We start from the raw sequence: 21,506 nt of genomic DNA on the forward strand, positions 1-21,506 counted from the left end.
CGCAATGAAGAACTCATTGCGCAACTCCTTATATAAAAAAAACAAATCTGTTTTTTATCGTTTTTTTTAATACTAATTCCTCCCTGACTTTTCCTGCCAGTCAAAATCAACAGCAATAAAAATCAAAAAGACAAAATACAAAGCTGAGAAGATAGCCAAAATATAGCGCTGTTTTATATACATAAAAATCATGAATACAACACAAATAAACATTCACAAAAAGAATTTAACTTTTTTTTTACTCCTATCCCTAACAACATCCATTTTTCTTTGGTATATCCCTTTTAGTAATCAGCGTTATAGCCTCTCTTTTTACCCGGTTATTGCAACCTTTGCTGGTGTATTGCACATTCAGACTGGGTGCTTTATGACGATGAATTACATGAGTTATCGGCGCAAAAAATATCTTTTACCCCTGGCCTGCGCGTTTTATTTCTCAGGGGTTTTCTTATTTCTTGCGCTCTATATTTATTTTTATAAAAACGGTCTTCCTGGTGTCATCTACAATGACATTGCTGTTTTATACTTTATGAGGAACATGTTAATTACGGGGTTGTTTTTTGCAACATACTATTTATATACGTTTAAAAATAAAAAAGAAAAGCATGGTAAAACAGTTGCTTACGCCACTTATTTATGGTGCATGTTGCATCTGGTAATGGCTATCCTCTACTCCATCCGTATTACGCCAATATCGTTTCAGTTGGTTGACACAGAAACGTTTGAATGGCTTAGACCCTGGCGTGGTAGCTTTATTTATGTCCTCATTATCTTGTGGACCTGTATCGTTTTATTAGGGGCAAAATTAACCCGGCTAAAAACACAGTTTTGGGTAAGTATGTCACTGGTTGCCCTGAGCAATCTGTTAAGTGTCATCATTATGCTGAAGTACACGCATATAGACTCCGCTGGATGGTATCTCGCCAGAGGCCTGGAGTGCCTTAGCGCAATGGCCGTGATGATCGTGCTCATGTCTGATATTTTCAAGCGCTACAAAGCCTCACGTCAGGCCTATGAATTATCCTATGAAAATTCAGTCCGCGACCCGATGACCCGACTTTTCAACCGTGGCTATTTTTATAACGCACTCAGCAATGAGATTAAAATGACAGCGCCCCATAAACCCCTGAGCATTGTCTTTTGCGACATTGATTTCTTTAAGTCGGTCAATGACACCTGGGGACATTTGCAGGGTGACAGAGTGATAATCAAACTGTCAGAAATTATGCAGCGACTGAGTCGGCGTAACGACATCGTGGCACGCATTGGCGGAGAAGAGTTTGCTATTCTGCTACCTGAAACTAACGCAGATGCAGCATTTAACATCGCAGAGCGAATCAGAAAACACGTAGAACAACAAACTCAGGCCACGACTAAAGGTGATTTTCCACGCATCATCACCATCAGCCTGGGTATCGTAACCTCGGTTGATAACCGTTCAGCCCCCGAACAACTTGCTGATTGCGCAGACCGCGCCCTGTATATGGCAAAAAACCGAGGCCGTAATTGCGTTGTGGCCTATTCTGGCGAAGAAGTTTAATAGCAAAGGAAAAGATCACCACCAGGGCGATCTTTTCCTCATGATCAGTTGGTAATTTTCATGTGCAGCTGGAATGCGTTGGTTTTCCCCTCATCCTTCGCCGCGCCTTTTTGATATATTCTGATGGTATACTTACCGCTGGCAGGCAGCGTATTTTTATAAGTGTCACCACTCATCATGCCATCAAAAATGAATTGTTCGCCCGGTGCAATAATACTCATGAAAGGATGAGGCCAGGCGCTTTTCAGAACTGCTTGCATGGTCTGCCCTTTTTTGGCGACAAACGTATAATCTTTTGTTTTATCACCCGTAATTGTCCCCTTGATATCTGCGCCACTGGTGCCTTTCTTAAACTGGATTACATGCGTTTCATCCGCTTTATACGCCGCATGCGCAGGCACAGTTGCCAGCAGCAAACTTCCACAGAACATTGTACTGACAATTAGCTTTACACTTTTCACTTTATTAATACCCTCAGTCGTTATTGTGTTTTTATAACATACCTCGCAGCACATTCATAAACTGGAAAGTGTCCATTTTTCGCTATTAGCAATGTTATTCAATAAATATCCGAGTGAAATAACACTGACAGACAGTAATTAAATAAAAACGAGGTAAATAATCTTAAAATAAAATCATTTTATTACACACATGCTGCAGGAAATGCGTTATTGCTTACTTTACGCCCGTCTTACCACCGCAAGGCAAAAGCATCGTGATACGGTCTCAAGGATCAGGGAGTCGGAACACCACTCTGTTGGTACGCTAACAGCATGGTCAACAATTTGGCGATGCTTGCTTCCCCATAACCCCGAACTCTGCACTGCTTTTTTTAAAGTTTTTAGAGGAACATTTTTCTGTTGTATAATGGCCTGCACTTTACCTAAATACACGAGTGCGACCATGATTGATACTTCCCTCCCCCTGACCGACGTCCATCGCCACCTTGATGGTAACATCCGTGCACAAACGATCCTGGATCTGGGCCGTCAGTTCAACTTAACGCTTCCGGCACAAACGTTGGAAACGCTGATCCCTCATGTGCAAGTCACATCAACTGAGCCAGATTTAGTGAGTTTTTTATCCAAGCTCGACTGGGGCGTGAAGGTACTGGCCTCGCTGGATGCGTGTCGTCGCGTGGCATTTGAAAATATTGAGGACGCAGCACGTAACGGCCTGCACTATGTTGAACTGCGTTTTTCCCCAGGCTACATGGCGATGGCGCATCAGCTCCCGGTTGCAGGTGTAGTTGAAGCCGTCATCGCAGGCGTACGCGAGGGCTGCAAGACCTTTGGCGTCGAAGCTCGCTTAATTGGCATTATGAGCCGTACTTTCGGCGAAGCCGCCTGTCTGCAGGAACTGGATGCGCTGTTAGCCCACCGAGACCATATTACGGCACTGGATCTGGCCGGTGACGAACTGGGGTTCCCGGGCAGCCTGTTCCTGTCTCACTTCAACCAGGCACGCGACGCCGGCTGGCATATCACCGTACATGCGGGCGAAGCCGCGGGACCAGAAAGCATCTGGCAGGCCATTAAAGAGCTAGGCGCTGAGCGTATTGGTCACGGCGTTAAAGCCGTTGAAGATCGTGCGTTGATGGATTACCTCGCCGAGCACCGTATCGGCATCGAATCCTGCCTGACATCAAACATTCAGACCAGCACCGTTGCCTCACTAGCGAACCATCCGCTGAAAACGTTCCTTGAACATGGCGTTATCGCCAGTTTGAATACGGACGACCCGGCTGTTCAGGGTGTGGATATTATTCACGAGTACACCATTGCCGCACCAGCTGCAGGCCTAACGCGCGAACAAATCCGTCAGGCCCAAATCAACGGTCTGGAAATGGCATTCCTGAGTAACGAGGAAAAACGAGCCTTGCGCGAGAAAGTCGCCGCAGCGTAACAGGTAAAGTGCCGCATAGCGCTAACGCTTATCCGGCCTACGTTGGTTTTCATTGTAGGCCGGATACAATGCCAGGAAGGTATCGCCTTGCGCCATTTACCTAATCAGGCAAGGCACAGCGTCGAACGATGTTTCGCAGATTCTATACCCAGCTCAATCAGCTCCATAATTTGGATAGCCTGTCTCGCCGGTACCGGGTTTTCACCGTTGCCGTTTAGCGCATCCCGAATGCCAGCATAGTACGCCGGATAGTTGCCCGGTACGGTCAGCCAGGTTTCTTCAACCTGCTCTTCGCCTTCGACTCGCGTCAATACGCCATCGCGCATATCATAACCCCAGTCTTCCTGAGGCAGGCGCTCGCCATTTTTCAGGCGCTCTTCCTGCGGGTCAAGACCATACTTCACATAGCTGCCACGCGATCCATGCACAATATAACGGGCCGATTCTGCGGCAGCAAGCATGGTGCTATGCAGGATCACACGACGCTGCGGATACGTCAGGATGGCATGGAAGTAATCCGTCGCCTGCGCGCCCGGACGCAGCTGGGCCAGGTCTACCGTCAGGCTGACGGGCAAACCAAACAGATTAATCGCCTGATCCAAAAGATGCGGTGCTAAATCGTACCAGATACCGCTTCCCGGACCGCCCTGTTCACGCCAACGGTCACGAACCTGTGGGCGGAAACGATCGAAATGGGATTCGAAATACGCTACCTCACCTAAAACACCATCCGCCAGCAGAGCTTTCAGCGTCAGAAAATCACTGTCCCAGCGACGGTTATGGAATACAGACAACACACGCCCCAGGCTACGTGCCAGCGCATCCAACTCACGCGCTTGTGACAGTGTCACGGTAAAGGGCTTATCAACAACCACATGTTTGCCCGCTTCCAACGCTGCTTTCGCTAACGGAAAGTGCGTGTCGTTTGGCGTGGGGATCACAATCAGGTCGATATTTGGATCGTTAAAAAGATGTTTAGGCTCAGCAACAACCGCCACCGTCGGCCAGACTGCTTTCACTTTTGCTTCATCACTACTGGACACTGCAGCCAGTTCCAGACCCGGCGTGCCCACAATCAGTGGGGCATGGAAGGTTTTGCTGGCATAACCGTAGCCAATTAGCCCAACGCGGATGTTGTCACTCATGTTATTGCCTCTCAATTCAGGACTGACCTATTTCACACCATACCTTGCAACGTCTCAATAGTTTAATAACCTTTGCGCTACAAAGGTTGTTTTTTAACTTAAGTCAAACATATGCCACTTATGCTTAACTTGCAGCGAAAAAGAGGTAGAAATCGTTCCCAATCATCTTGCTGTATTAATGAGAGATTAGTAACATTTGCAGCCTGTGTTTATGGATAAATCAAAGCAAATGTCATCAGTAATGAATCGTCTTATTGAATTAACAGGTTGGATTGTTCTCGCCGTCTCCGTGATCCTGCTGGGTGTTGCCAATCATATTGACAATTACCAGCCACCAGAGCCCGTTGCGGCAGTGCAGAAGAAATAAGCATCCGCAGCCTTTTATTGCCCGGCAATTAACATTGGTAGTTGCAGGGTCTGCCGGTAAAAGATCGCTTTCTGTCAAAAAAAGCGAATTATGCCGCGTCCCGCTCCGCTGCATATTGCCAGCGATCGCTAAGCGCGTTACCCTTGCTCAAGACGCGCATAGCGCCTGATTTTTCACAGGTATGAACACTCTTCTTACATTTGCACGTAAATGCGCTTTGACCTGTGCTCGTTGTTTATTATTATATTTTCTACTCCGTTGGTATTATTTTATTAATATGGATCTGCATTTATGACCGTTCAGGATTACTTATTAAAATTCCGCAAAATCAGTTCGCTCGAAAGTCTGGAAAAACTGTTCGACCATCTTAACTACACGCTCACCGATGATAACGACATTATCAATATGTACCGTGCCGCAGACCATCGCCGTGCGGAGCTTATCTCCGGAGGTCGTCTGTTTGATGTTGGTCAGGTACCTAAATCAGTCTGGCATTACGTGCAATAAAGAAGAAAGTAGCGCTCAACGTTAAAAGCTTTATAATAATTGCCCCAAAATGAATGGCATGATTGATTGCGCGCGTAAACCTGGAGAAGAGATGACTACGACACCGGCACAACGTATCGGAGGCTGGCTACTTGGGCCACTGGCCTGGCTGTTAGTCGCTTTGTTGAGCGCTTCGCTGGCGTTATTACTTTATGTCACTGCGCTGGCTACACCGCAAACCTTCAAAACGCTGGGTGAGCAAAGTACGGCCAATTTGCTGTTATGGGGTGTTTCCTTTATTACCGCGATCGCCATGTGGTATTACACACTGTGGCTGACGATTGCGTTTTTCAAACGCAGAGCCTGTGTACCTAAGCATTACATTCTGTGGCTGCTGATCTCCGTGTTGCTGGCGATTAAAGCGTTTGCGTTTTCACCCGTCCCAGACGCTTTTGCCGTGCGCCAACTGCTGTTCCCATTACTGGCTGCAGCACTGTTGGTGCCCTACTTCAAACGATCGCAGCGCGTTAAATCGACGTTTGTGAACCCGTAATAACCCTACAGTTAACCTGTTGTCGCCTGTTGAAGATTGTCAGATAATAGGCGGCTTTTTATTTCAGGCCGAAAAATGACTGATTACCTGCTGCTGTTTGTCGGAACTGTACTGGTCAATAACTTTGTACTGGTGAAGTTTCTGGGCCTTTGCCCGTTTATGGGCGTTTCCAAAAAACTGGAAACCGCAATGGGTATGGGCCTTGCCACGACGTTTGTCATGACACTGGCATCCATCTGCGCTTGGCTGATTGATACCTGGATCCTAATTCCGCTCAATCTCATCTATCTGCGCACGCTGGCTTTTATTCTGGTTATCGCCGTCGTCGTGCAGTTTACCGAAATGGTTGTGCGCAAAACCAGCCCTGCGCTGTACCGCCTGCTGGGGATCTTTCTACCGCTGATCACCACTAACTGCGCAGTGTTAGGTGTGGCGCTACTGAACATCAACCTCGGCCATAACTTTTTACAGTCGGCGCTATACGGTTTTTCCGCCGCCGTCGGCTTCTCGCTGGTGATGGTACTGTTCGCCGCGATCCGCGAACGCCTCGCCGTGGCGGACGTCCCAGCGCCGTTTCGCGGCAATGCGATTGCGCTGATTACCGCTGGTTTAATGTCATTGGCCTTTATGGGCTTTAGTGGTTTGGTGAAGTTGTAATGAATGCTATCTGGATTGCCGTTGCCGCAGTGAGTCTACTGGGTCTGGCGTTCGGCGCTATTTTGGGGTACGCCTCACGACGTTTTGCCGTTGAAGATGATCCGGTCGTGGAGAAAATTGATGAAATTCTCCCGCAAAGCCAGTGTGGCCAGTGCGGCTATCCGGGCTGTCATCCTTACGCTGAGGCGATCGGGTCTCAGGGTGAAAAAATTAACCGTTGCGCCCCCGGCGGCGAAGCGGTGATGTTAAAAATTGCCGCCCTACTGAATGTCGATCCGCAGCCTATTGATGGCGATGAACAAGACGTTACGCCGGTGCGAATGCTGGCGGTCATTGATGAAAATAACTGTATTGGGTGCACTAAGTGTATTCAGGCCTGCCCGGTCGATGCCATCGTGGGCGCGACCCGCGCCATGCACACGGTAATGAGCGATCTCTGCACCGGGTGCAACCTGTGCGTTGACCCATGCCCGACGCAATGTATTGAATTACGCCCGGTAGCCGAGACACCCGATAGCTGGAAATGGGATTTAAACACCATCCCTGTGCGCATCATTCCCGTGGAACAACATGTTTAAGTTATTCTCTGCATTCAGAAAAAATAAAATCTGGGACTTTGATGGCGGCATTCATCCACCAGAAATGAAAACCCAGTCAAACGGAACGCCGTTGCGACAGGTTCCGCTGGCGCCGCGTTTCGTTATTCCGCTGAAACAACATATTGGTGCGGAGGGTGAACTGTGCGTAAACGTGGGTGACACCGTGCTGCGTGGTCAGCCCTTAACCCGCGGACGTGGCAGAATGCTTCCAGTCCATGCGCCAACATCAGGCACCGTTGTTGCGATTGCCCCGCACTCCACCGCGCATCCTTCGGCACTGGCTGAGTTGAGCGTCATCATAGACGCCGATGGCGAAGATCGCTGGATTGAGCGAGACGGCTGGACCGATTATCGCTCCCACAGCCGGGAAGAGCTGATTGCGCGTATTCATCAGTACGGCGTCGCCGGGCTGGGTGGCGCAGGTTTTCCCACCGGCGTTAAACTGCAGGGCGGCGGAGATAAAATTGAAACGCTGATCATTAACGCCGCCGAATGCGAGCCGTACATTACGGCAGATGACCGCCTGATGCAGGACTGTGCCGCTCAGGTCGTCGAAGGTATCCGCATCCTGGCGCACATTCTTCAGCCACGCGAGATCCTCCTGGGTATCGAAGATAACAAACCGCAGGCAATATCTATGCTGCGCGCGGTGCTGGCTGATTCACACGACATTAGCCTACGCGTGATCCCCACCAAGTACCCATCCGGCGGGGCCAAGCAGTTAACACAAATCCTGACCGGCAAGCAGGTTCCCCACGGCGGACGCTCCTCTGATATCGGCGTATTGATGCAAAACGTCGGAACCGCCTATGCAATTAAACGTGCAGTAATCGACGGAGAGCCGATCACCGAACGAGTCGTGACGCTAACCGGTGAAGCAGTCAGTCGTCCGGGCAACGTCTGGGCGCGTTTAGGTACGCCGGTTCGTCATCTGCTCAACGACGCGGGCTTCTGCCCTTCCGCCGACCAGATGGTGATTATGGGCGGGCCGCTGATGGGCTTTACGCTGCCGTGGCTGGATGTCCCGGTGGTGAAGATAACCAACTGTCTTCTGGCCCCCTCTGCCAGTGAAATGGGTGAAACGCCAGAAGAGAAAGGCTGCATTCGCTGTAGCGCATGCGCCGATGCCTGTCCGGCCGATCTCCTGCCACAACAGCTTTACTGGTTCAGTAAAGGGCAACAGCACGACAAAGCGACGGCCCACAATATCGCCGACTGTATTGAATGCGGTGCCTGCGCCTGGGTATGCCCAAGCAATATTCCACTGGTACAGTATTTCCGTCAGGAAAAAGCCGAGATTTACGCCATTAGTCAGGAAGAAAAGCGCGCCGCAGAAGCAAAAGCTCGGTTTGAAGCCCGACAGGCGCGCCTTGAACGTGAAAAAGCGGCACGTCTTGAACGCCATAAGAGCGCCGCTGCTCAGCCGGCGGCCAAAGATCATGATGCCATTGCCGCCGCGCTGGCTCGCGTAAAAGAAAAGCAGGCTCAGGCACTGCAACCGGTGGTCATTCAGGCAGGTGAAAAACCTGACAATAGCGCCGTGATTGCCGCACGCGAGGCGCGTAAGGCGCAAGCTCGTGCTTCCCGTAAGGAAAATCCGCCGCAAAGTGAAGGCAGCAGCACGGGTACAGACCCGCGTAAAGCTGCCGTGGAAGCGGCAATTGCCCGCGCCAAAGCCCGCAAGCTTGAGCAAGAAGCGGTAACAGAAACGGCCGAGCCGGTTGACCCACGTAAAGCCGCCGTCGAAGCAGCAATCGCTCGCGCCAAAGCCCGCAAACTTGAACAAGCAGCGGTAACAGAAACAGTCGAACCGGTTGATCCGCGTAAAGCTGCCGTGGAAGCGGCAATCGCCCGCGCCAAAGCTCGCAAGCTCGAGCAGCAGGCGGTAACAGAAACAACCGAACCGGTTGATCCGCGTAAAGCTGCCGTGGAAGCGGCAATCGCCCGCGCCAAAGCCCGCAAGCTTGAACAAGAAGCGGTAACAGAAACAGCCGAGCCGGTTGATCCACGTAAAGCCGCCGTCGCGGCCGCCATCGCACGCGCTCAGGCAAAGAAAGCCGCACAGCAGCAGGTTGTAAACGAGGAATAAATGGTATTCAGAATAGCAAGCTCCCCTTATACCCATAACCAGCGCCAGACATCGCGTATCATGATGCTGGTGTTACTTGCTGCATTGCCGGGGATCGCCGCTCAGCTGTGGTTCTTCGGCTGGGGCACGTTGTTCCAGATCGTTCTCGCTGCCATCAGCGCTATTGCTGCCGAAGCGGGTGTGCTTAAACTGCGTAAACAACCCATTGTGGCAATTTTAAAAGACAACTCTGCGCTACTCACTGGGTTGCTTTTGGCCGTCAGTATTCCGCCCCTCGCGCCATGGTGGATGGTGGTATTAGGCACGGTATTTGCGGTTATCATTGCGAAACAACTGTATGGCGGGCTCGGGCAGAACCCGTTTAACCCTGCCATGATTGGTTATGTCGTGCTGCTCATCTCATTTCCGGTACAGATGACCAGTTGGCTGCCGCCGCATGAAATTGCAGCCACGGTGCCTGGTTTCTTTGACGCCCTGAACGTTATCTTTAACGGGCATACCGCCAGCGGAGGGGATATGAATTCGCTGCGTATGGGTATCGATGGTATCAGTCAGGCAACACCTCTTGATACCTTTAAGACATCCCTGCATGCCGGACGTACCGTTGAGCAGGTGATGCAATACCCGATCTACAGCGGCATGCTGGCAGGCGCTGGCTGGCAGTGGGTGAACCTTGCCTGGCTGGTTGGTGGCATCGTGCTGTTATGGCAAAAAGCGATTCGCTGGCATATCCCGGTTAGCTTCCTGCTGTCGCTCGCCGTTTGCGCCACTTTAGGTTGGATTTTTTCGCCAGACTCACTGGCATCGCCTCAGTTGCATTTGCTTTCCGGCGCGACGATGTTAGGTGCGTTCTTTATTCTTACCGATCCCGTTACAGCATCAACAACCAACCGTGGTCGTCTGATTTTTGGCGCGCTTGCGGGCCTGTTAGTGTGGTTGATACGCAGTTTTGGTGGTTATCCTGATGGCGTGGCTTTTGCCGTGTTGCTGGCCAATATCACGGTTCCCCTGATTGATTATTACACCCGCCCTCGCGTGTACGGACATCGCTAAGGACTAGATATGCTGAAAACGATTCGTAAACACGGTATTACACTGGCGCTGTTTGCTGCGGGCTCAACGGGGTTAACCGCAGCAATCAATCAATTAACCAAGTCAACCATTGATGAACAGGCCGCGATACAGCAAAAAACGCTGTTCGATCAGGTTCTGCCTGGCGATCGCTACAATAATAACTTGTCTGAAAGTTGTTATCTGGTCAATGCGCCAGCGTTAGGCAAAGGTACGCACCGTGTATATATTGCCCGCCAGGACGATCGTCCTGTTGCTGCGATTCTTGAAGCTACGGCGCCAGATGGTTATTCCGGGGCGATTCAACTGCTGGTGGGTGTCGATTTCACGGGTACCGTGTTGGGTACGCGGGTTACCGAACACCATGAAACACCTGGGCTGGGCGATAAAATCGAACTGCGACTGTCCGACTGGATCACCCATTTTAGCGGTAAAACAATTTCTGCGGATAACACCTCTCACTGGGCAGTGAAAAAAGATGGCGGCGACTTTGACCAGTTTACTGGCGCAACCATTACACCACGTGCGGTGGTTAACGCGGTTAAACGTGCCGGCCTGTATGCGCAGACGCTGCCTGCGCAACTCCCTCAACTTAGCGCCTGTGGAGAATAACCATGAGCGAAATTAAAGACGTGATTGTCCAGGGGTTATGGAAAAATAACTCCGCGCTTGTGCAACTACTTGGGATGTGTCCGCTGTTGGCCGTCACTTCTACCGCAACTAACGCGCTGGGTCTTGGACTTGCGACTACGCTCGTCCTGACGCTGACCAACCTGACGATTTCAGCCCTTCGCCGCTGGACACCGCCAGAAATTCGTATTCCGATTTATGTCATGATTATCGCCTCCGTGGTGAGTGCGGTACAGATGTTGATCAATGCCTACGCCTTCGGCCTGTATCAGTCTCTGGGCATCTTCATCCCGCTGATTGTAACCAACTGCATTGTTGTTGGCCGTGCAGAAGCCTTCGCCGCCAAAAAGGGCCCTGCGTTATCCGCACTTGATGGTTTCTCCATCGGCATGGGCGCAACAGGTGCCATGTTTGTTCTGGGCTCGCTGCGTGAAATAATTGGTAACGGTACACTGTTTGATGGTGCAGACGGTTTGTTGGGTAGCTGGGCCAAAGTCTTGCGCGTTGAGATCTTCCATACTGATACGCCGTTTCTGCTGGCCATGCTGCCACCGGGCGCGTTTATTGGCCTGGGTCTGATGCTGGCAGTGAAGTATCTGATTGATGAGAAAATGAAGAAACGTCGTGCCGAGGCGGCTGTCGTGGACAGTCCCGCGGGTGAAACAGGGAATGCGTAATGAACAAAGCAAAACGTCTGGAAATACTGACGCGTCTGCGGGATAACAACCCGCATCCGACAACCGAGCTCAATTTTACATCGCCGTTTGAACTGTTGATTTCGGTCTTGCTCTCCGCACAAGCGACCGATGTCAGCGTCAATAAAGCGACAGCTAAGCTATACCCCGTCGCCAATACGCCGGCTGCGATGCTGGAGCTCGGTGTTGAAGGTGTTAAGTCCTACATCAAGACAATCGGTTTGTTTAACAGCAAAGCGGAAAACGTAATTAAAACCTGCCGCATTCTGCTGGAACAACATAATGGTGAAGTGCCAGAAGACCGTGCGGCGTTAGAAGCTCTCCCCGGCGTTGGGCGAAAGACGGCTAATGTGGTGTTAAATACCGCCTTTGGCTGGCCCACTATCGCTGTAGATACCCACATTTTTCGCGTCTGTAATCGCACGCAATTCGCCCCGGGTAAAAACGTCGAGCAGGTTGAAGAGAAGCTGCTGAAAGTCGTACCCAGTGAATTTAAAGTCGATTGCCATCACTGGTTAATTCTTCATGGTCGCTACACCTGCATCGCCAGAAAGCCGCGCTGTGGTTCCTGTATTATTGAAGATCTCTGCGAATTCAAAGAGAAAGTCGATATCTAATGCTGCCGGGGCATCCTCCTCGCCCCTTACATACATAACGATTAGTTATGCACTCCCCTGCGTTTATTTTCCCGACAATGATGCCATTCAATTGCTCATATCTAATGCAATATTCTTGTTAATTAACACCTGAGCAGGTTAATCGTTTTTTTAGCAAAAGAAATTTCTATCTATACGTGATCCAGATCATCCAGCTAACACAATGTTAATAAATTTTTATTTTTTAGTTAAGGTGACAATTAGATGACCCAACTGCACAGTTTCTAAACAAAACATTACACTGCCTATTTTTCAGATAATGGCCTATATCACTGGATTCAACCTTAAATAGCAGAACATATCGCCACATTGCGGTTATGGCGGTGATTAAACAGTGTAAAAATCTGCCATTTTAGAAATGAAGAAATTTAACGCTAGATAACATTTCACAGCCCCGACGATTTCACCAGTCATGATATATGTAACAGATTATTACAAACCACTTGTCTGAATGGTCAAGATAGTGAACATTACTTGCCGTTTCCCCTCCCACTATAACAATCGGACGGATGAACTTGACTCATCACGTACCTGAACACCCCCGTTGATATGGGATGTAAAAAAAGAGGTAAAAGTGTCTACTGCAAACAATAAACCAACAGAAAGCGTAAGTTTAAACGCCTTCAAACAACCAAAAGCGTTCTATCTCATTTTCTCTATTGAGCTGTGGGAACGTTTTGGTTATTACGGCCTGCAAGGGATTATGGCCGTCTACCTGGTTAAACAGCTGGGTATGTCAGAAGCGGATTCCATCACCCTTTTCTCGTCCTTTAGCGCCCTGGTGTACGGTCTGGTTGCCATTGGCGGCTGGTTAGGTGACAAAGTTCTGGGAACAAAACGTGTCATTATGCTGGGTGCCGTTGTGCTGGCCATCGGTTATGCGTTGGTAGCATGGTCCGGTCACGATGCGGGTATCGTTTATATGGGCATGGCGGCCATCGCGGTCGGTAACGGCCTGTTTAAAGCAAACCCATCCTCCCTGCTCTCTACCTGCTATGCCAAAGATGACCCGCGTCTTGATGGTGCATTTACCATGTACTACATGTCCGTCAACATCGGTTCATTCTTCTCTATGCTGGCAACACCGTGGTTGGCTGCGCGCTACGGCTGGAGCACCGCGTTCGCTCTGAGCGTCGTGGGTATGCTGATTACCGTTGTTAACTTCGCATTCTGTCAGCGCTGGGTTAAACAGTATGGTTCTAAACCTGACTTTGAACCGATCAACTTCCGTAACCTGCTGCTGACCATTGCTGGCGTTGTGGTACTGATCGCGATTGCAACTTGGTTGCTGCACAACCAGCAGATCGCACGTATGGTTCTGGGTGTCATTGCGCTGGGTATCGTGTTCATCTTCGGTAAAGAAGCCTTCACCATGCACGGTGCTGCGCGTCGTAAAATGATCGTCGCCTTCATCCTGATGCTGGAAGCGATTATCTTCTTCGTGCTGTACAGCCAGATGCCGACCTCACTGAACTTCTTTGCGATTCGTAACGTTGAGCACTCTATTCTTGGCATTGCTTTCGAACCTGAACAGTACCAGGCACTGAACCCGTTCTGGATCATCATTGGTAGCCCAATCCTCGCTGCTATCTATAACAAGATGGGCGATACCCTGCCGATGCCGACCAAGTTTGCGATTGGTATGGTGCTGTGTTCCGGTGCATTCCTGATCCTGCCGCTGGGCGCGAAATTCGCTACCGATGCAGGCATCGTTTCCGTTAACTGGCTGATTATCTGCTACGGTCTGCAAAGTATCGGTGAGCTGATGATCTCCGGTCTGGGTCTGGCAATGGTGGCACAGTTGGTTCCGCAACGCCTGATGGGCTTCATCATGGGTAGCTGGTTCCTGACCACTGCCGGTGCAAACATCATCGGTGGCTACGTCGCTAACATGATGGCTGTACCAGAGAACGTGACTGACCCGCTGATGTCCCTTGAAGTCTACGGTCGTGTGTTCCTGCAGATTGGTGTCGCAACGGCTGTTATCGCTGTTCTGATGCTGCTGACGGCTCCGAAACTGAACCGTATGACTCAGGACGATGACGTCAATGAGAAAGCCTCTAAGGCCGCGACAGCGTAATTCTCAGGGAAACTCATTTTCAGGCCGCTAACTGTTGTTAGCGGCTTTTTTTTTGCCTGAGGTAGCACTACCATACGATATACCTCAGCCAAAAGGAGTTACCGATGAAACTGTTCTACAAACCGGGCGCTTGTTCTCTCGCTTCCCACATCACACTTCGTGAGAGCGGTAAAGATTTCACGCTGGATGGTGTTGATCTGATGAAGAAACGTCTGGAAAATGGCGATGATTTTTTCGCGGTAAACCCAAAAGGGCAAGTTCCTGCACTGCTGCTGGATGACGGTACGCTACTTACCGAAGGTGTCGCCATCATGCAATACCTGGCGGACAGCGTGCCAGACCGCCAGCTCCTTGCCCCTACCAGCAGCCTCTCCCGTTACAAAACCATCGAATGGCTTAACTACATTGCGACTGAACTGCATAAAGGCTTTACGCCACTGTTCCGTCCCGATACGCCGGAAGACTTTAAGCCAACCGTTCGTGCGCTGCTGGAGAAAAAAATGCAGTATGTGAACGACTCGCTGAAAGATAACCAATGGATCTGCGGCCCGCGCTTCAGCATCGCCGATGCCTATCTGTTTACCGTACTGCGTTGGGCCTATGCGGTTAAGATGAATATGGCAGGATTAAGTAATATTGATGCCTATATGGCGCGAATGGCTGAACGCCCGGCGGTTGCCGCTGCGCTGAAAGCAGAAGGGTTAAATTAATTGTTGTTGCCGGGTGGCACTTGCACATACCCGGCCTACAGCTAAAAATATGCCCGATAAGCGTGAGCGCCATCGGGCATCGATTACAGCTGCGTTGCGCTAAAGTAGTGTTCAGGCTTGGCGATACGGTCCTGCGCGGCCACGACCTGCAGCTCATACTCGTGCATCTCTTTGGTAGTGATCATCACTTCGTACACCGCCGCAGTCACATGCTCAAGCGCCTGTTGTAAAGATGCGCCCTGCAGCAGTTTCACCAGCAACAAGCCACTCGTCACATCACCCACACCAACCGGTTGACGTGCGCCAAAATCGACTAACGGACGACTGATATGCCACGCCTGTTCAGCGGTGACCAGCAGCATTTCGAAACGGTCGGTGCTGATACCTGCGCGTGCCAGATGCTTCACCAGTACAATTTCAGGTCCCTGAGCGATCAGTTCACGCGCTGCTGCAACGGCCTCGTCGACATTGTTCACCGCATGCTCGCACAGAATTTCGAGTTCAACCAGATTCGGGGCAATAATGTCACTAGCCGGGAGCGCATGGCGTACATGAAATTCCGCCACTCCGGGTGCGACAATACACCCCTTTTCAGGGTGTCCCATCACCGGATCGCAAAAGTATTTTGCCTGCGGGTTTGCCGCTTTTACCTTGCGAACAATACCCAGAATATGCTCGCCCTGTTCTGCTGAACCAAGATAGCCGCTCAGTACTGCGTCACAGGTCTGGAGTTTATCAATATCAGCAATGCCCTGAACAATTTCAGTCAGGTGGCTCGGCGGCATAACGCAACCGGTCCATTTGCCATACTGCGTGTGGTTTGAAAACTGAACGGTATTCAGCGGCCAGACATTTGCGCCAAGACGACGCATCGGAAATTCTGCTGCACTGTTGCCCGCATGACCAAAAACAACGTGGGACTGGATGGCGAGGATATTCTTCATTTTACTTACCACAACCCTGAAAAAATAAAGGGGCGTAGTTTCCCACGCCCCTGCTAACTCAATCTTACTTCCAGCAAATCAGACAATAGTTCTTCTTGCCACGACGCAGTAAGGTATAGCGCCCGAACAGGATATCACTATCCTGGAAGAAATATTCCGGATCGGACTGCTTCTCACCGTTGATGGTTACCGCGTTTGACGCAATAGTCTTACGTGCCTGACCGCGAGAAGGTTGCAGCTCGGAGTCCACCAGCGCCTGCATCAAATCGGCACCTTTGTCCATCTCGATCATCGGCACACCATCCTGCGCCAGCTGTTCGAAATCTGCTTCACTCAAATCGCTGAGATTGCCGTTGAACAAGCTTTCGGTAATGCGTTTTGCCGCGACCAGACCTTCTTCACCGTGAACCAGACGCGTAACCTGTTCGGCCAGAACATACTGGGCACGCGGCGCTTTACCGCTGTTTTTATCTTCTTCTTCCAGCGCATTGATTTCTTCAATGTCCATGAAAGTGAAGAATTTCAGGAAGCGATAAACGTCCGCATCGGCGGTGTTGATCCAGAACTGGTAGAATTTGTACGGACTGGTTTTCTTCGGATCCAGCCACACTGCGCCGCCTTCCGTCTTACCGAATTTGGTGCCATCAGCTTTAGTGATCAGCGGAACGGTCAGACCAAACACCTGATTCTGGTGCAAACGACGGGTTAAATCGATACCCGAAGTAATGTTACCCCACTGGTCAGAACCACCAATCTGCAGTGCCACGCCGTGCAGTTTGTTCAGGCAGGCAAAGTCATAACCCTGCAGCAGGTTGTAAGAAAACTCGGTAAAGGAGATCCCCTGATCGTCACGGTTCAGACGCTGCTTAACCGCTTCTTTGTTGATCATCTGGTTAACGGAGAAGTGTTTGCCGATATCACGCAGGAAAGTCAGTACGTTCATACCGCCAAACCAGTCGTAGTTGTTCGCAGCAATCGCCGAGTTGTCGCCACAGTCGAAATCGAGGAACGGTGCAACCTGTTTGCGGATTTTATCCACCCACTCCTGCACGGTGTCTTCGGTATTCAGTTTACGCTCGGCGGCTTTAAAGCTCGGGTCACCAATCAGACCGGTTGCGCCACCTACCAGTGCAACAGGCTTATGGCCTGCCTGCTGGAAGCGTTTCAGGCATAACAATGGAACCAGATGCCCCAAATGCAAGCTGTCAGCGGTAGGATCGAAGCCGCAATAGAGCGCGATCGGGCCTTGCGCCAGTCGCTCTGCTAACGCTTCCTCGTCCGTCACCTGGGCCACCAGCCCCCGCTCTTGCAATTGTTTAATCAAGTTACTGCTTGCCATCAAAATCTCCATGTATAAAACGACTGCACCTTTGCCGGTACACGACTTTTCGCCTGATGCGAAAGAAACATAGAATAAAGCGCCGGATTGATCAGCACCAGCGCTTAAAACAAGAAATTTGCATCTTTAGGGGGCCAGACGATCAATTTTCCACGCGTTATCTTCGCGTTGGTATAAAAAACGATCGTGCAGACGGTTTTCACCGCCCTGCCAGAACTCCATTTGTTCAATACTCACGCGAAAGCCGCCCCAGAAACTGGGCAGAGGAACTTCCCCTTGCTGAAACTTCTGCTTCAGTTCGAGGAATTTGCTTTCGAGAATACCGCGCGCGGAGATTCGACTGGATTGTTTTGAGACCCAGGCGCCAATCTGACTGTCGCGCGGGCGACTGTGGAAGTATTTAACCACTTCGAGTGTGGAAAGACGCTCTGCCTTGCCGATCACCATCACCTGCCGTTCCAGCGTATGCCAGGGAAATAAAAGGCTGATGCGTGGATTTTTCTCGATCTGATGCGCCTTACGGCTACCAAGGTTGGTATAGAACACCAGCCCTTTGTCATCATAATGTTTGAGTAACACGATGCGCTGATACGGCTGACCATTTTCATCGACGGTCGCAACGACCATTGCGGTGGGATCGGCCAGTTTGGCATCACAGGCTTGCCCCAGCCAGCGCTCAAACAGCGCAAGGGGTTCGGCGGGAAGATCGCGGCGGCGAAGACCGCCTTTCGTGTATTCACGGCGCAGATGCGCGATTTGCTGCAATTCGTCGTTATCAGACATGATGTTGGGCTACGGATTGTCAGTGGGTGACGCTATTGTGCGCCGCCCAGGTGAAAATCTCAACGCTTCGGGTTCTGTAACTGACAGTTATTTAGCACAATTCTGTCTCGTTTATAGACCGTTGCCTCGTCGCCTTTAGACCAAAATACGTAGATACCATCGGTATAACGAGCACCTGATGCCGACACGCCCTGTTTGAGGTTCAATAGCTGATTATCATAAACAAAGCTTGCCGTCTGGCGGGTATTGTTCAGCTTCACGGTCAGCGGTTTTTCGTCGCAGCGGTATTCAAGCGTATCCGTTTGCATACGCTCGACAAATTGGTTGTACACACTACAACCGCTAAGCAGTACGGGCAGACACACTAACAACAGTTTTTTCATAGCCATATCCTGAAGACTTTCCTAGTCCTGGAGGGTAATGGCACCCTCCCTAATATCCTTAGTTTACCGGCACACCGCGCTGAATAATTTCAGTTAACTCTGAGTTCGTGGATTGGCAGGATAAATTGCCCCTAAAACACTCGGCTCTGACGCCCCCGTCACAGAAGGTAAATTTCCCGGTAATCCGGCCAGCGTTCGCCACGCAAGCCAGGCAAAGGCTAACGCTTCCATATCATCACCGCTGATCCCGGCTTCATCAGTAGAGGTAACCTCTGTACCCGGTAATAATGCCGCCAGACGCATCATCAGCAGTGGATTACGACTGCCACCACCACATACCATGAGTCGATCACAGCCGCCGCTTAACAAGACCTGCTCTGAAATGGTTACTGCCGTCAGTTCGGCAAGCGTCGCCTGCACATCTCGTGGGCTAATTCCCGGAAACTGCGCCAGATGACGCTCTATCCAGCCGTAATTAAAATACTCACGACCGGTGCTTTTCGGCGCAGGCGCGGAAAAATAAGGGTCGTTAAGCATATTCTGCAGCAACGGCAGGATCACCGTTCCTGAAATGGCCCACTGCGCATCTTTGTCGTAGGGCTGGCCACATTGCCGCCAGATCCATGCATCCATCAGCATATTGCCCGGCCCGGTGTCGTATCCGCGAACGGGTTGTTGCGGAATAAGCAGAGACAGATTGGCAATCCCGCCGATGTTTAACACCATTCGCCGTTCCGTTGGATGTGCCAGCAGTGCCTGATGAAACGCAGGAACGAGCGGTGCACCCTGCCCGCCGAGGGCGATATCACGTCGACGAAAATCGCCGACTACGGTTATCCCGGTACGCGCGACAATCTGGTTGTTATCACCAATTTGCAGCGTGTGTGGCGCAGCACCGTTCGGTTCATGCCACACGGTTTGCCCGTGGCAACCAATCGCAATGATATCCTGCGGTTTCAATTTTTCTTGCGCCAACAGCGCATTCACCGCCTCAGCAAATAGATAACCGAGCTGTGCATCTAACTGACCAAACTGAGAAAGTGTAAGCTGCTGCCCCTGGCAGATATCCAGAATCGCTTGTTTAACATGAATGGGGATGGGCCAGGTCAGACTCGCCTGCTGCGCAACCATCGTTTCATCTATTGTCGCCAGCACAACATCGACGCCATCAAGGCTGGTTCCAGACATTACACCGATAAAACGGCCCGATTTCATAGGTCATCCTTTTAAGCAAATTAGCCTTGACACTCAACCATAAAGTGTCGACTAATGCCATGCTTCCTTAATGATTTTTGGTGGCTAATCATTACAATGATCGTTTAATTACATCAATTACATGAATGATTCGTTTATACTCGGTTGATCCGATTTCGGTTAAGATTTTCATATTGTTCCAGTAGAACATGTGACCTTAGGCTCACAAATGCCATATAATTTAGCCATGAAGGGTGCTTTATTAGCGTTTCGTGGTGACAAAGGAGATTTGTAAATGATTAAACGTGTGCTGATTGTTTCATTAATGGGCGTATCTTTAGCGGGTTGCGTTAACAATGACAGCCTTTCAGGCGACGTATATACCGCATCCGAAGCGAAACAAGTTCAGAACGTTACCTACGGTACGATTGTTCATGTTCGTCCGGTGCAAATCCAGGGTGGCGATGACGCAAACGTGATTGGTGCTATTGGTGGTGCGGTACTCGGCGGGTTCCTTGGTAACACCGTCGGCGGCGGTACTGGTCGTTCATTAGCGACGGCTGCAGGTGCAGTTGCCGGTGGCGTAGCGGGTCAAGGCGTACAAGGTGCGATGAATAAAACCCAGGGTGTAGAACTGGAAATCCGTAAGGATGATGGTAATACCATCATGGTGGTTCAGAAACAGGGTGCGACCAAGTTTTCAGCCGGCCAGCGCGTTGTTATGGCCAACAACGGCAGCCAGGTTACCGTGTCTCCACGCTAATCGAATTCACGTGTGGTCAGGCTCTGGCCACACGTAACTTATCGTTTCAACCTTGTGACTGCAGTTCAATAATATTGTGTTCGAGTTTGGCAACCAGCTTAATCAGCAGATCAATTTCCTCAGCTGAAATCCCTTCCAGAATTTCTCCACGTGTTTTGTTGATCACCGCTTCCATATCAGCGATCAGCGGCTCAGCCTTCTCTGTCAGTTTAATTCTCTTAGCTCGACGATCGCTGGCGCAAGTCTGTCGTGAAATGAGTCCCTTTTCTTCCAACTGGTCTAGCGTACGTACCAGCGAAGGCTGCTCGATGCCAATCGCTTTAGCCAGCTGAATCTGCGATTGATCCGGCGGCAACTGATGAATGTTGTGCAGCGTAACCCAATGCGTCTGCGTCAACTCCAGAGGTTTCAGGCGATGGTCAATCAGAGCACGCCAAATGCGCACCAACCGTGCCAGATCAGAACCTAATGGCGATTCCAATTTCATCTCCTTATAATTAGCTTGCTAAGTTATTGTGCTGATTTTAGAATAGTGTGCAGCATTTGTATTCCCAAAACAAATGTATTGCCAAATTTGCTTACCGGCTGACATTTTTTCAGACATTATGCGTTACGGAGACTCATTGTCTCTTTTTTGCTAAACCTATAGCAATGCTCTCTTCCGTCAAGGATTTTGCCCGTGAAGTTTATGTTTAATGCAACAGGATTGCCCCTACAAGATTTAATGATCGGCGCATCTGTCTACTTCCCTCCTGTTTTCAAGGCGATTGTAGCAGGATTTATTCTCTGGCTGGTTGTTCATCGCCTGCTGCGCGACTGGATTTACTCCGGCGAAATCTGGCATCCCCTGCTAATGGATCTGTCACTCTTTACGCTTTGCGTATGTCTGGCCTTTGTTATGCTGATAGCGTGGTGAT

24 protein-coding genes are annotated in these 21,506 nt (G+C 50.4%); 16 read left to right on the forward strand and 8 right to left on the reverse strand.

Annotated features, from left to right (window positions below):
* Positions 1-190: 190 nt before the first annotated feature.
* Complete coding sequence (locus SK38_RS06540) at positions 191-1,540, forward strand: sensor domain-containing diguanylate cyclase (RefSeq protein WP_048235433.1); 1,350 nt, start codon at positions 191-193, stop codon at positions 1,538-1,540.
* A gap of 44 nt (positions 1,541-1,584) precedes the next feature.
* Here the strand turns inward: SK38_RS06540 and SK38_RS06545 are convergent, their stop codons facing one another.
* Positions 1,585-2,001 (reverse strand): hypothetical protein, encoded by a 417-nt coding sequence (locus SK38_RS06545; RefSeq protein ID WP_048235434.1) that lies wholly within the window; start codon positions 1,999-2,001, stop codon positions 1,585-1,587.
* Positions 2,002-2,443: 442 nt separating this feature from the next.
* Between SK38_RS06545 and add the strand changes: the two genes are divergently transcribed.
* Positions 2,444-3,445, forward strand: a complete 1,002-nt coding sequence (gene add, locus SK38_RS06550; RefSeq protein ID WP_003029130.1) for an adenosine deaminase — start codon at positions 2,444-2,446, stop codon at positions 3,443-3,445.
* Positions 3,446-3,549: 104 nt separating this feature from the next.
* Here the strand turns inward: add and SK38_RS06555 are convergent, their stop codons facing one another.
* Positions 3,550-4,590, reverse strand: coding sequence for an oxidoreductase (locus SK38_RS06555; RefSeq protein WP_048235435.1), 1,041 nt, complete (start codon positions 4,588-4,590; stop codon positions 3,550-3,552).
* Between the two features lie 241 nt (positions 4,591-4,831).
* On the opposite strand from SK38_RS06555, the gene blr reads away from it, so the two are divergent.
* From blr to gstA, 12 genes are all read left to right on the forward strand, one after another.
* Positions 4,832-4,957: a division septum protein Blr gene (gene blr / locus SK38_RS06560; protein WP_003029134.1), complete on the forward strand. Its 126-nt coding sequence runs from the start codon at positions 4,832-4,834 to the stop codon at positions 4,955-4,957.
* 291 nt (positions 4,958-5,248) lie between these two features.
* Positions 5,249-5,464, forward strand: a complete 216-nt coding sequence (gene ydgT, locus SK38_RS06565; RefSeq protein WP_008784684.1) for a transcription modulator YdgT — start codon at positions 5,249-5,251, stop codon at positions 5,462-5,464.
* 91 nt (positions 5,465-5,555) lie between these two features.
* On the forward strand, positions 5,556-5,996 hold the full coding sequence (locus SK38_RS06570; protein ID WP_020996422.1) for a DUF2569 domain-containing protein: 441 nt from the start codon (positions 5,556-5,558) through the stop codon (positions 5,994-5,996).
* Positions 5,997-6,071: 75 nt separating this feature from the next.
* Positions 6,072-6,653, forward strand: a complete 582-nt coding sequence (rsxA, locus tag SK38_RS06575) for an electron transport complex subunit RsxA (protein WP_003029144.1) — start codon at positions 6,072-6,074, stop codon at positions 6,651-6,653.
* Positions 6,653-7,231, forward strand: a complete 579-nt coding sequence (gene rsxB, locus SK38_RS06580) for an electron transport complex subunit RsxB (protein ID WP_032943340.1) — start codon at positions 6,653-6,655, stop codon at positions 7,229-7,231. Before rsxA ends, rsxB begins: the two co-directional genes overlap by 1 nt.
* The gene (gene rsxC / locus SK38_RS06585; protein WP_048235436.1) at positions 7,224-9,341 is read left to right on the forward strand and encodes an electron transport complex subunit RsxC; all 2,118 of its coding nucleotides are present in this window, start codon (positions 7,224-7,226) and stop codon (positions 9,339-9,341) included. The genes rsxB and rsxC overlap by 8 nt, the downstream gene beginning before the upstream one ends.
* Positions 9,342-10,394: an electron transport complex subunit RsxD gene (gene rsxD / locus SK38_RS06590; RefSeq protein ID WP_008784680.1), complete on the forward strand. Its 1,053-nt coding sequence runs from the start codon at positions 9,342-9,344 to the stop codon at positions 10,392-10,394. It abuts the gene before it with no gap.
* Positions 10,395-10,403: 9 nt separating this feature from the next.
* Positions 10,404-11,024, forward strand: coding sequence for an electron transport complex subunit RsxG (gene rsxG, locus SK38_RS06595; protein WP_032943336.1), 621 nt, complete (start codon positions 10,404-10,406; stop codon positions 11,022-11,024).
* A gap of 2 nt (positions 11,025-11,026) precedes the next feature.
* A complete protein-coding gene (locus SK38_RS06600) occupies positions 11,027-11,719 on the forward strand; it encodes an electron transport complex subunit E (RefSeq protein WP_008784678.1) in 693 nt (230 codons plus the stop codon).
* Entirely contained in the window at positions 11,719-12,354 is a 636-nt protein-coding gene (nth, locus tag SK38_RS06605) for an endonuclease III (RefSeq protein ID WP_003029161.1), read from the forward strand. The genes SK38_RS06600 and nth overlap by 1 nt, the downstream gene beginning before the upstream one ends.
* Positions 12,355-12,967: 613 nt before the next feature.
* Entirely contained in the window at positions 12,968-14,473 is a 1,506-nt protein-coding gene (gene dtpA, locus SK38_RS06610) for a dipeptide/tripeptide permease DtpA (RefSeq protein ID WP_020996425.1), read from the forward strand.
* 104 nt (positions 14,474-14,577) lie between these two features.
* On the forward strand, positions 14,578-15,183 hold the full coding sequence (gstA, locus tag SK38_RS06615) for a glutathione transferase GstA (protein WP_048235437.1): 606 nt from the start codon (positions 14,578-14,580) through the stop codon (positions 15,181-15,183).
* 83 nt (positions 15,184-15,266) lie between these two features.
* Here gstA and pdxY read toward each other — a convergent pair whose 3' ends face one another.
* From pdxY to anmK, 5 genes are all read right to left on the reverse strand, one after another.
* Positions 15,267-16,127 (reverse strand): pyridoxal kinase PdxY, encoded by an 861-nt coding sequence (pdxY, locus tag SK38_RS06620; protein ID WP_008784675.1) that lies wholly within the window; start codon positions 16,125-16,127, stop codon positions 15,267-15,269.
* Between the two features lie 64 nt (positions 16,128-16,191).
* On the reverse strand, positions 16,192-17,466 hold the full coding sequence (gene tyrS, locus SK38_RS06625; RefSeq protein ID WP_020996426.1) for a tyrosine--tRNA ligase: 1,275 nt from the start codon (positions 17,464-17,466) through the stop codon (positions 16,192-16,194).
* A gap of 126 nt (positions 17,467-17,592) precedes the next feature.
* Positions 17,593-18,249: a pyridoxamine 5'-phosphate oxidase gene (gene pdxH, locus SK38_RS06630; protein WP_003029169.1), complete on the reverse strand. Its 657-nt coding sequence runs from the start codon at positions 18,247-18,249 to the stop codon at positions 17,593-17,595.
* Positions 18,250-18,308: 59 nt separating this feature from the next.
* Entirely contained in the window at positions 18,309-18,638 is a 330-nt protein-coding gene (mliC, locus tag SK38_RS06635) for a C-type lysozyme inhibitor (RefSeq protein ID WP_003029170.1), read from the reverse strand.
* 87 nt (positions 18,639-18,725) lie between these two features.
* Positions 18,726-19,847, reverse strand: a complete 1,122-nt coding sequence (gene anmK, locus SK38_RS06640) for an anhydro-N-acetylmuramic acid kinase (protein ID WP_032943330.1) — start codon at positions 19,845-19,847, stop codon at positions 18,726-18,728.
* Positions 19,848-20,121: 274 nt separating this feature from the next.
* Here anmK and slyB point away from each other — a divergent pair, with 274 nt between their 5' ends.
* A complete protein-coding gene (gene slyB / locus SK38_RS06645; protein WP_003029175.1) occupies positions 20,122-20,589 on the forward strand; it encodes an outer membrane lipoprotein SlyB in 468 nt (155 codons plus the stop codon).
* Positions 20,590-20,635: 46 nt separating this feature from the next.
* Here the strand turns inward: slyB and slyA are convergent, their stop codons facing one another.
* Positions 20,636-21,076: a transcriptional regulator SlyA gene (slyA, locus tag SK38_RS06650; RefSeq protein WP_008784672.1), complete on the reverse strand. Its 441-nt coding sequence runs from the start codon at positions 21,074-21,076 to the stop codon at positions 20,636-20,638.
* A gap of 192 nt (positions 21,077-21,268) precedes the next feature.
* Here slyA and SK38_RS06655 point away from each other — a divergent pair, with 192 nt between their 5' ends.
* The gene (locus SK38_RS06655; protein ID WP_003029180.1) at positions 21,269-21,505 is read left to right on the forward strand and encodes a DUF1656 domain-containing protein; all 237 of its coding nucleotides are present in this window, start codon (positions 21,269-21,271) and stop codon (positions 21,503-21,505) included.
* Position 21,506: the final 1 nt, after the last annotated feature.

Source organism: Citrobacter sp. MGH110 (assembly GCF_001037515.1).
Taxonomy (GTDB): domain Bacteria; phylum Pseudomonadota; class Gammaproteobacteria; order Enterobacterales; family Enterobacteriaceae; genus Citrobacter; species Citrobacter portucalensis.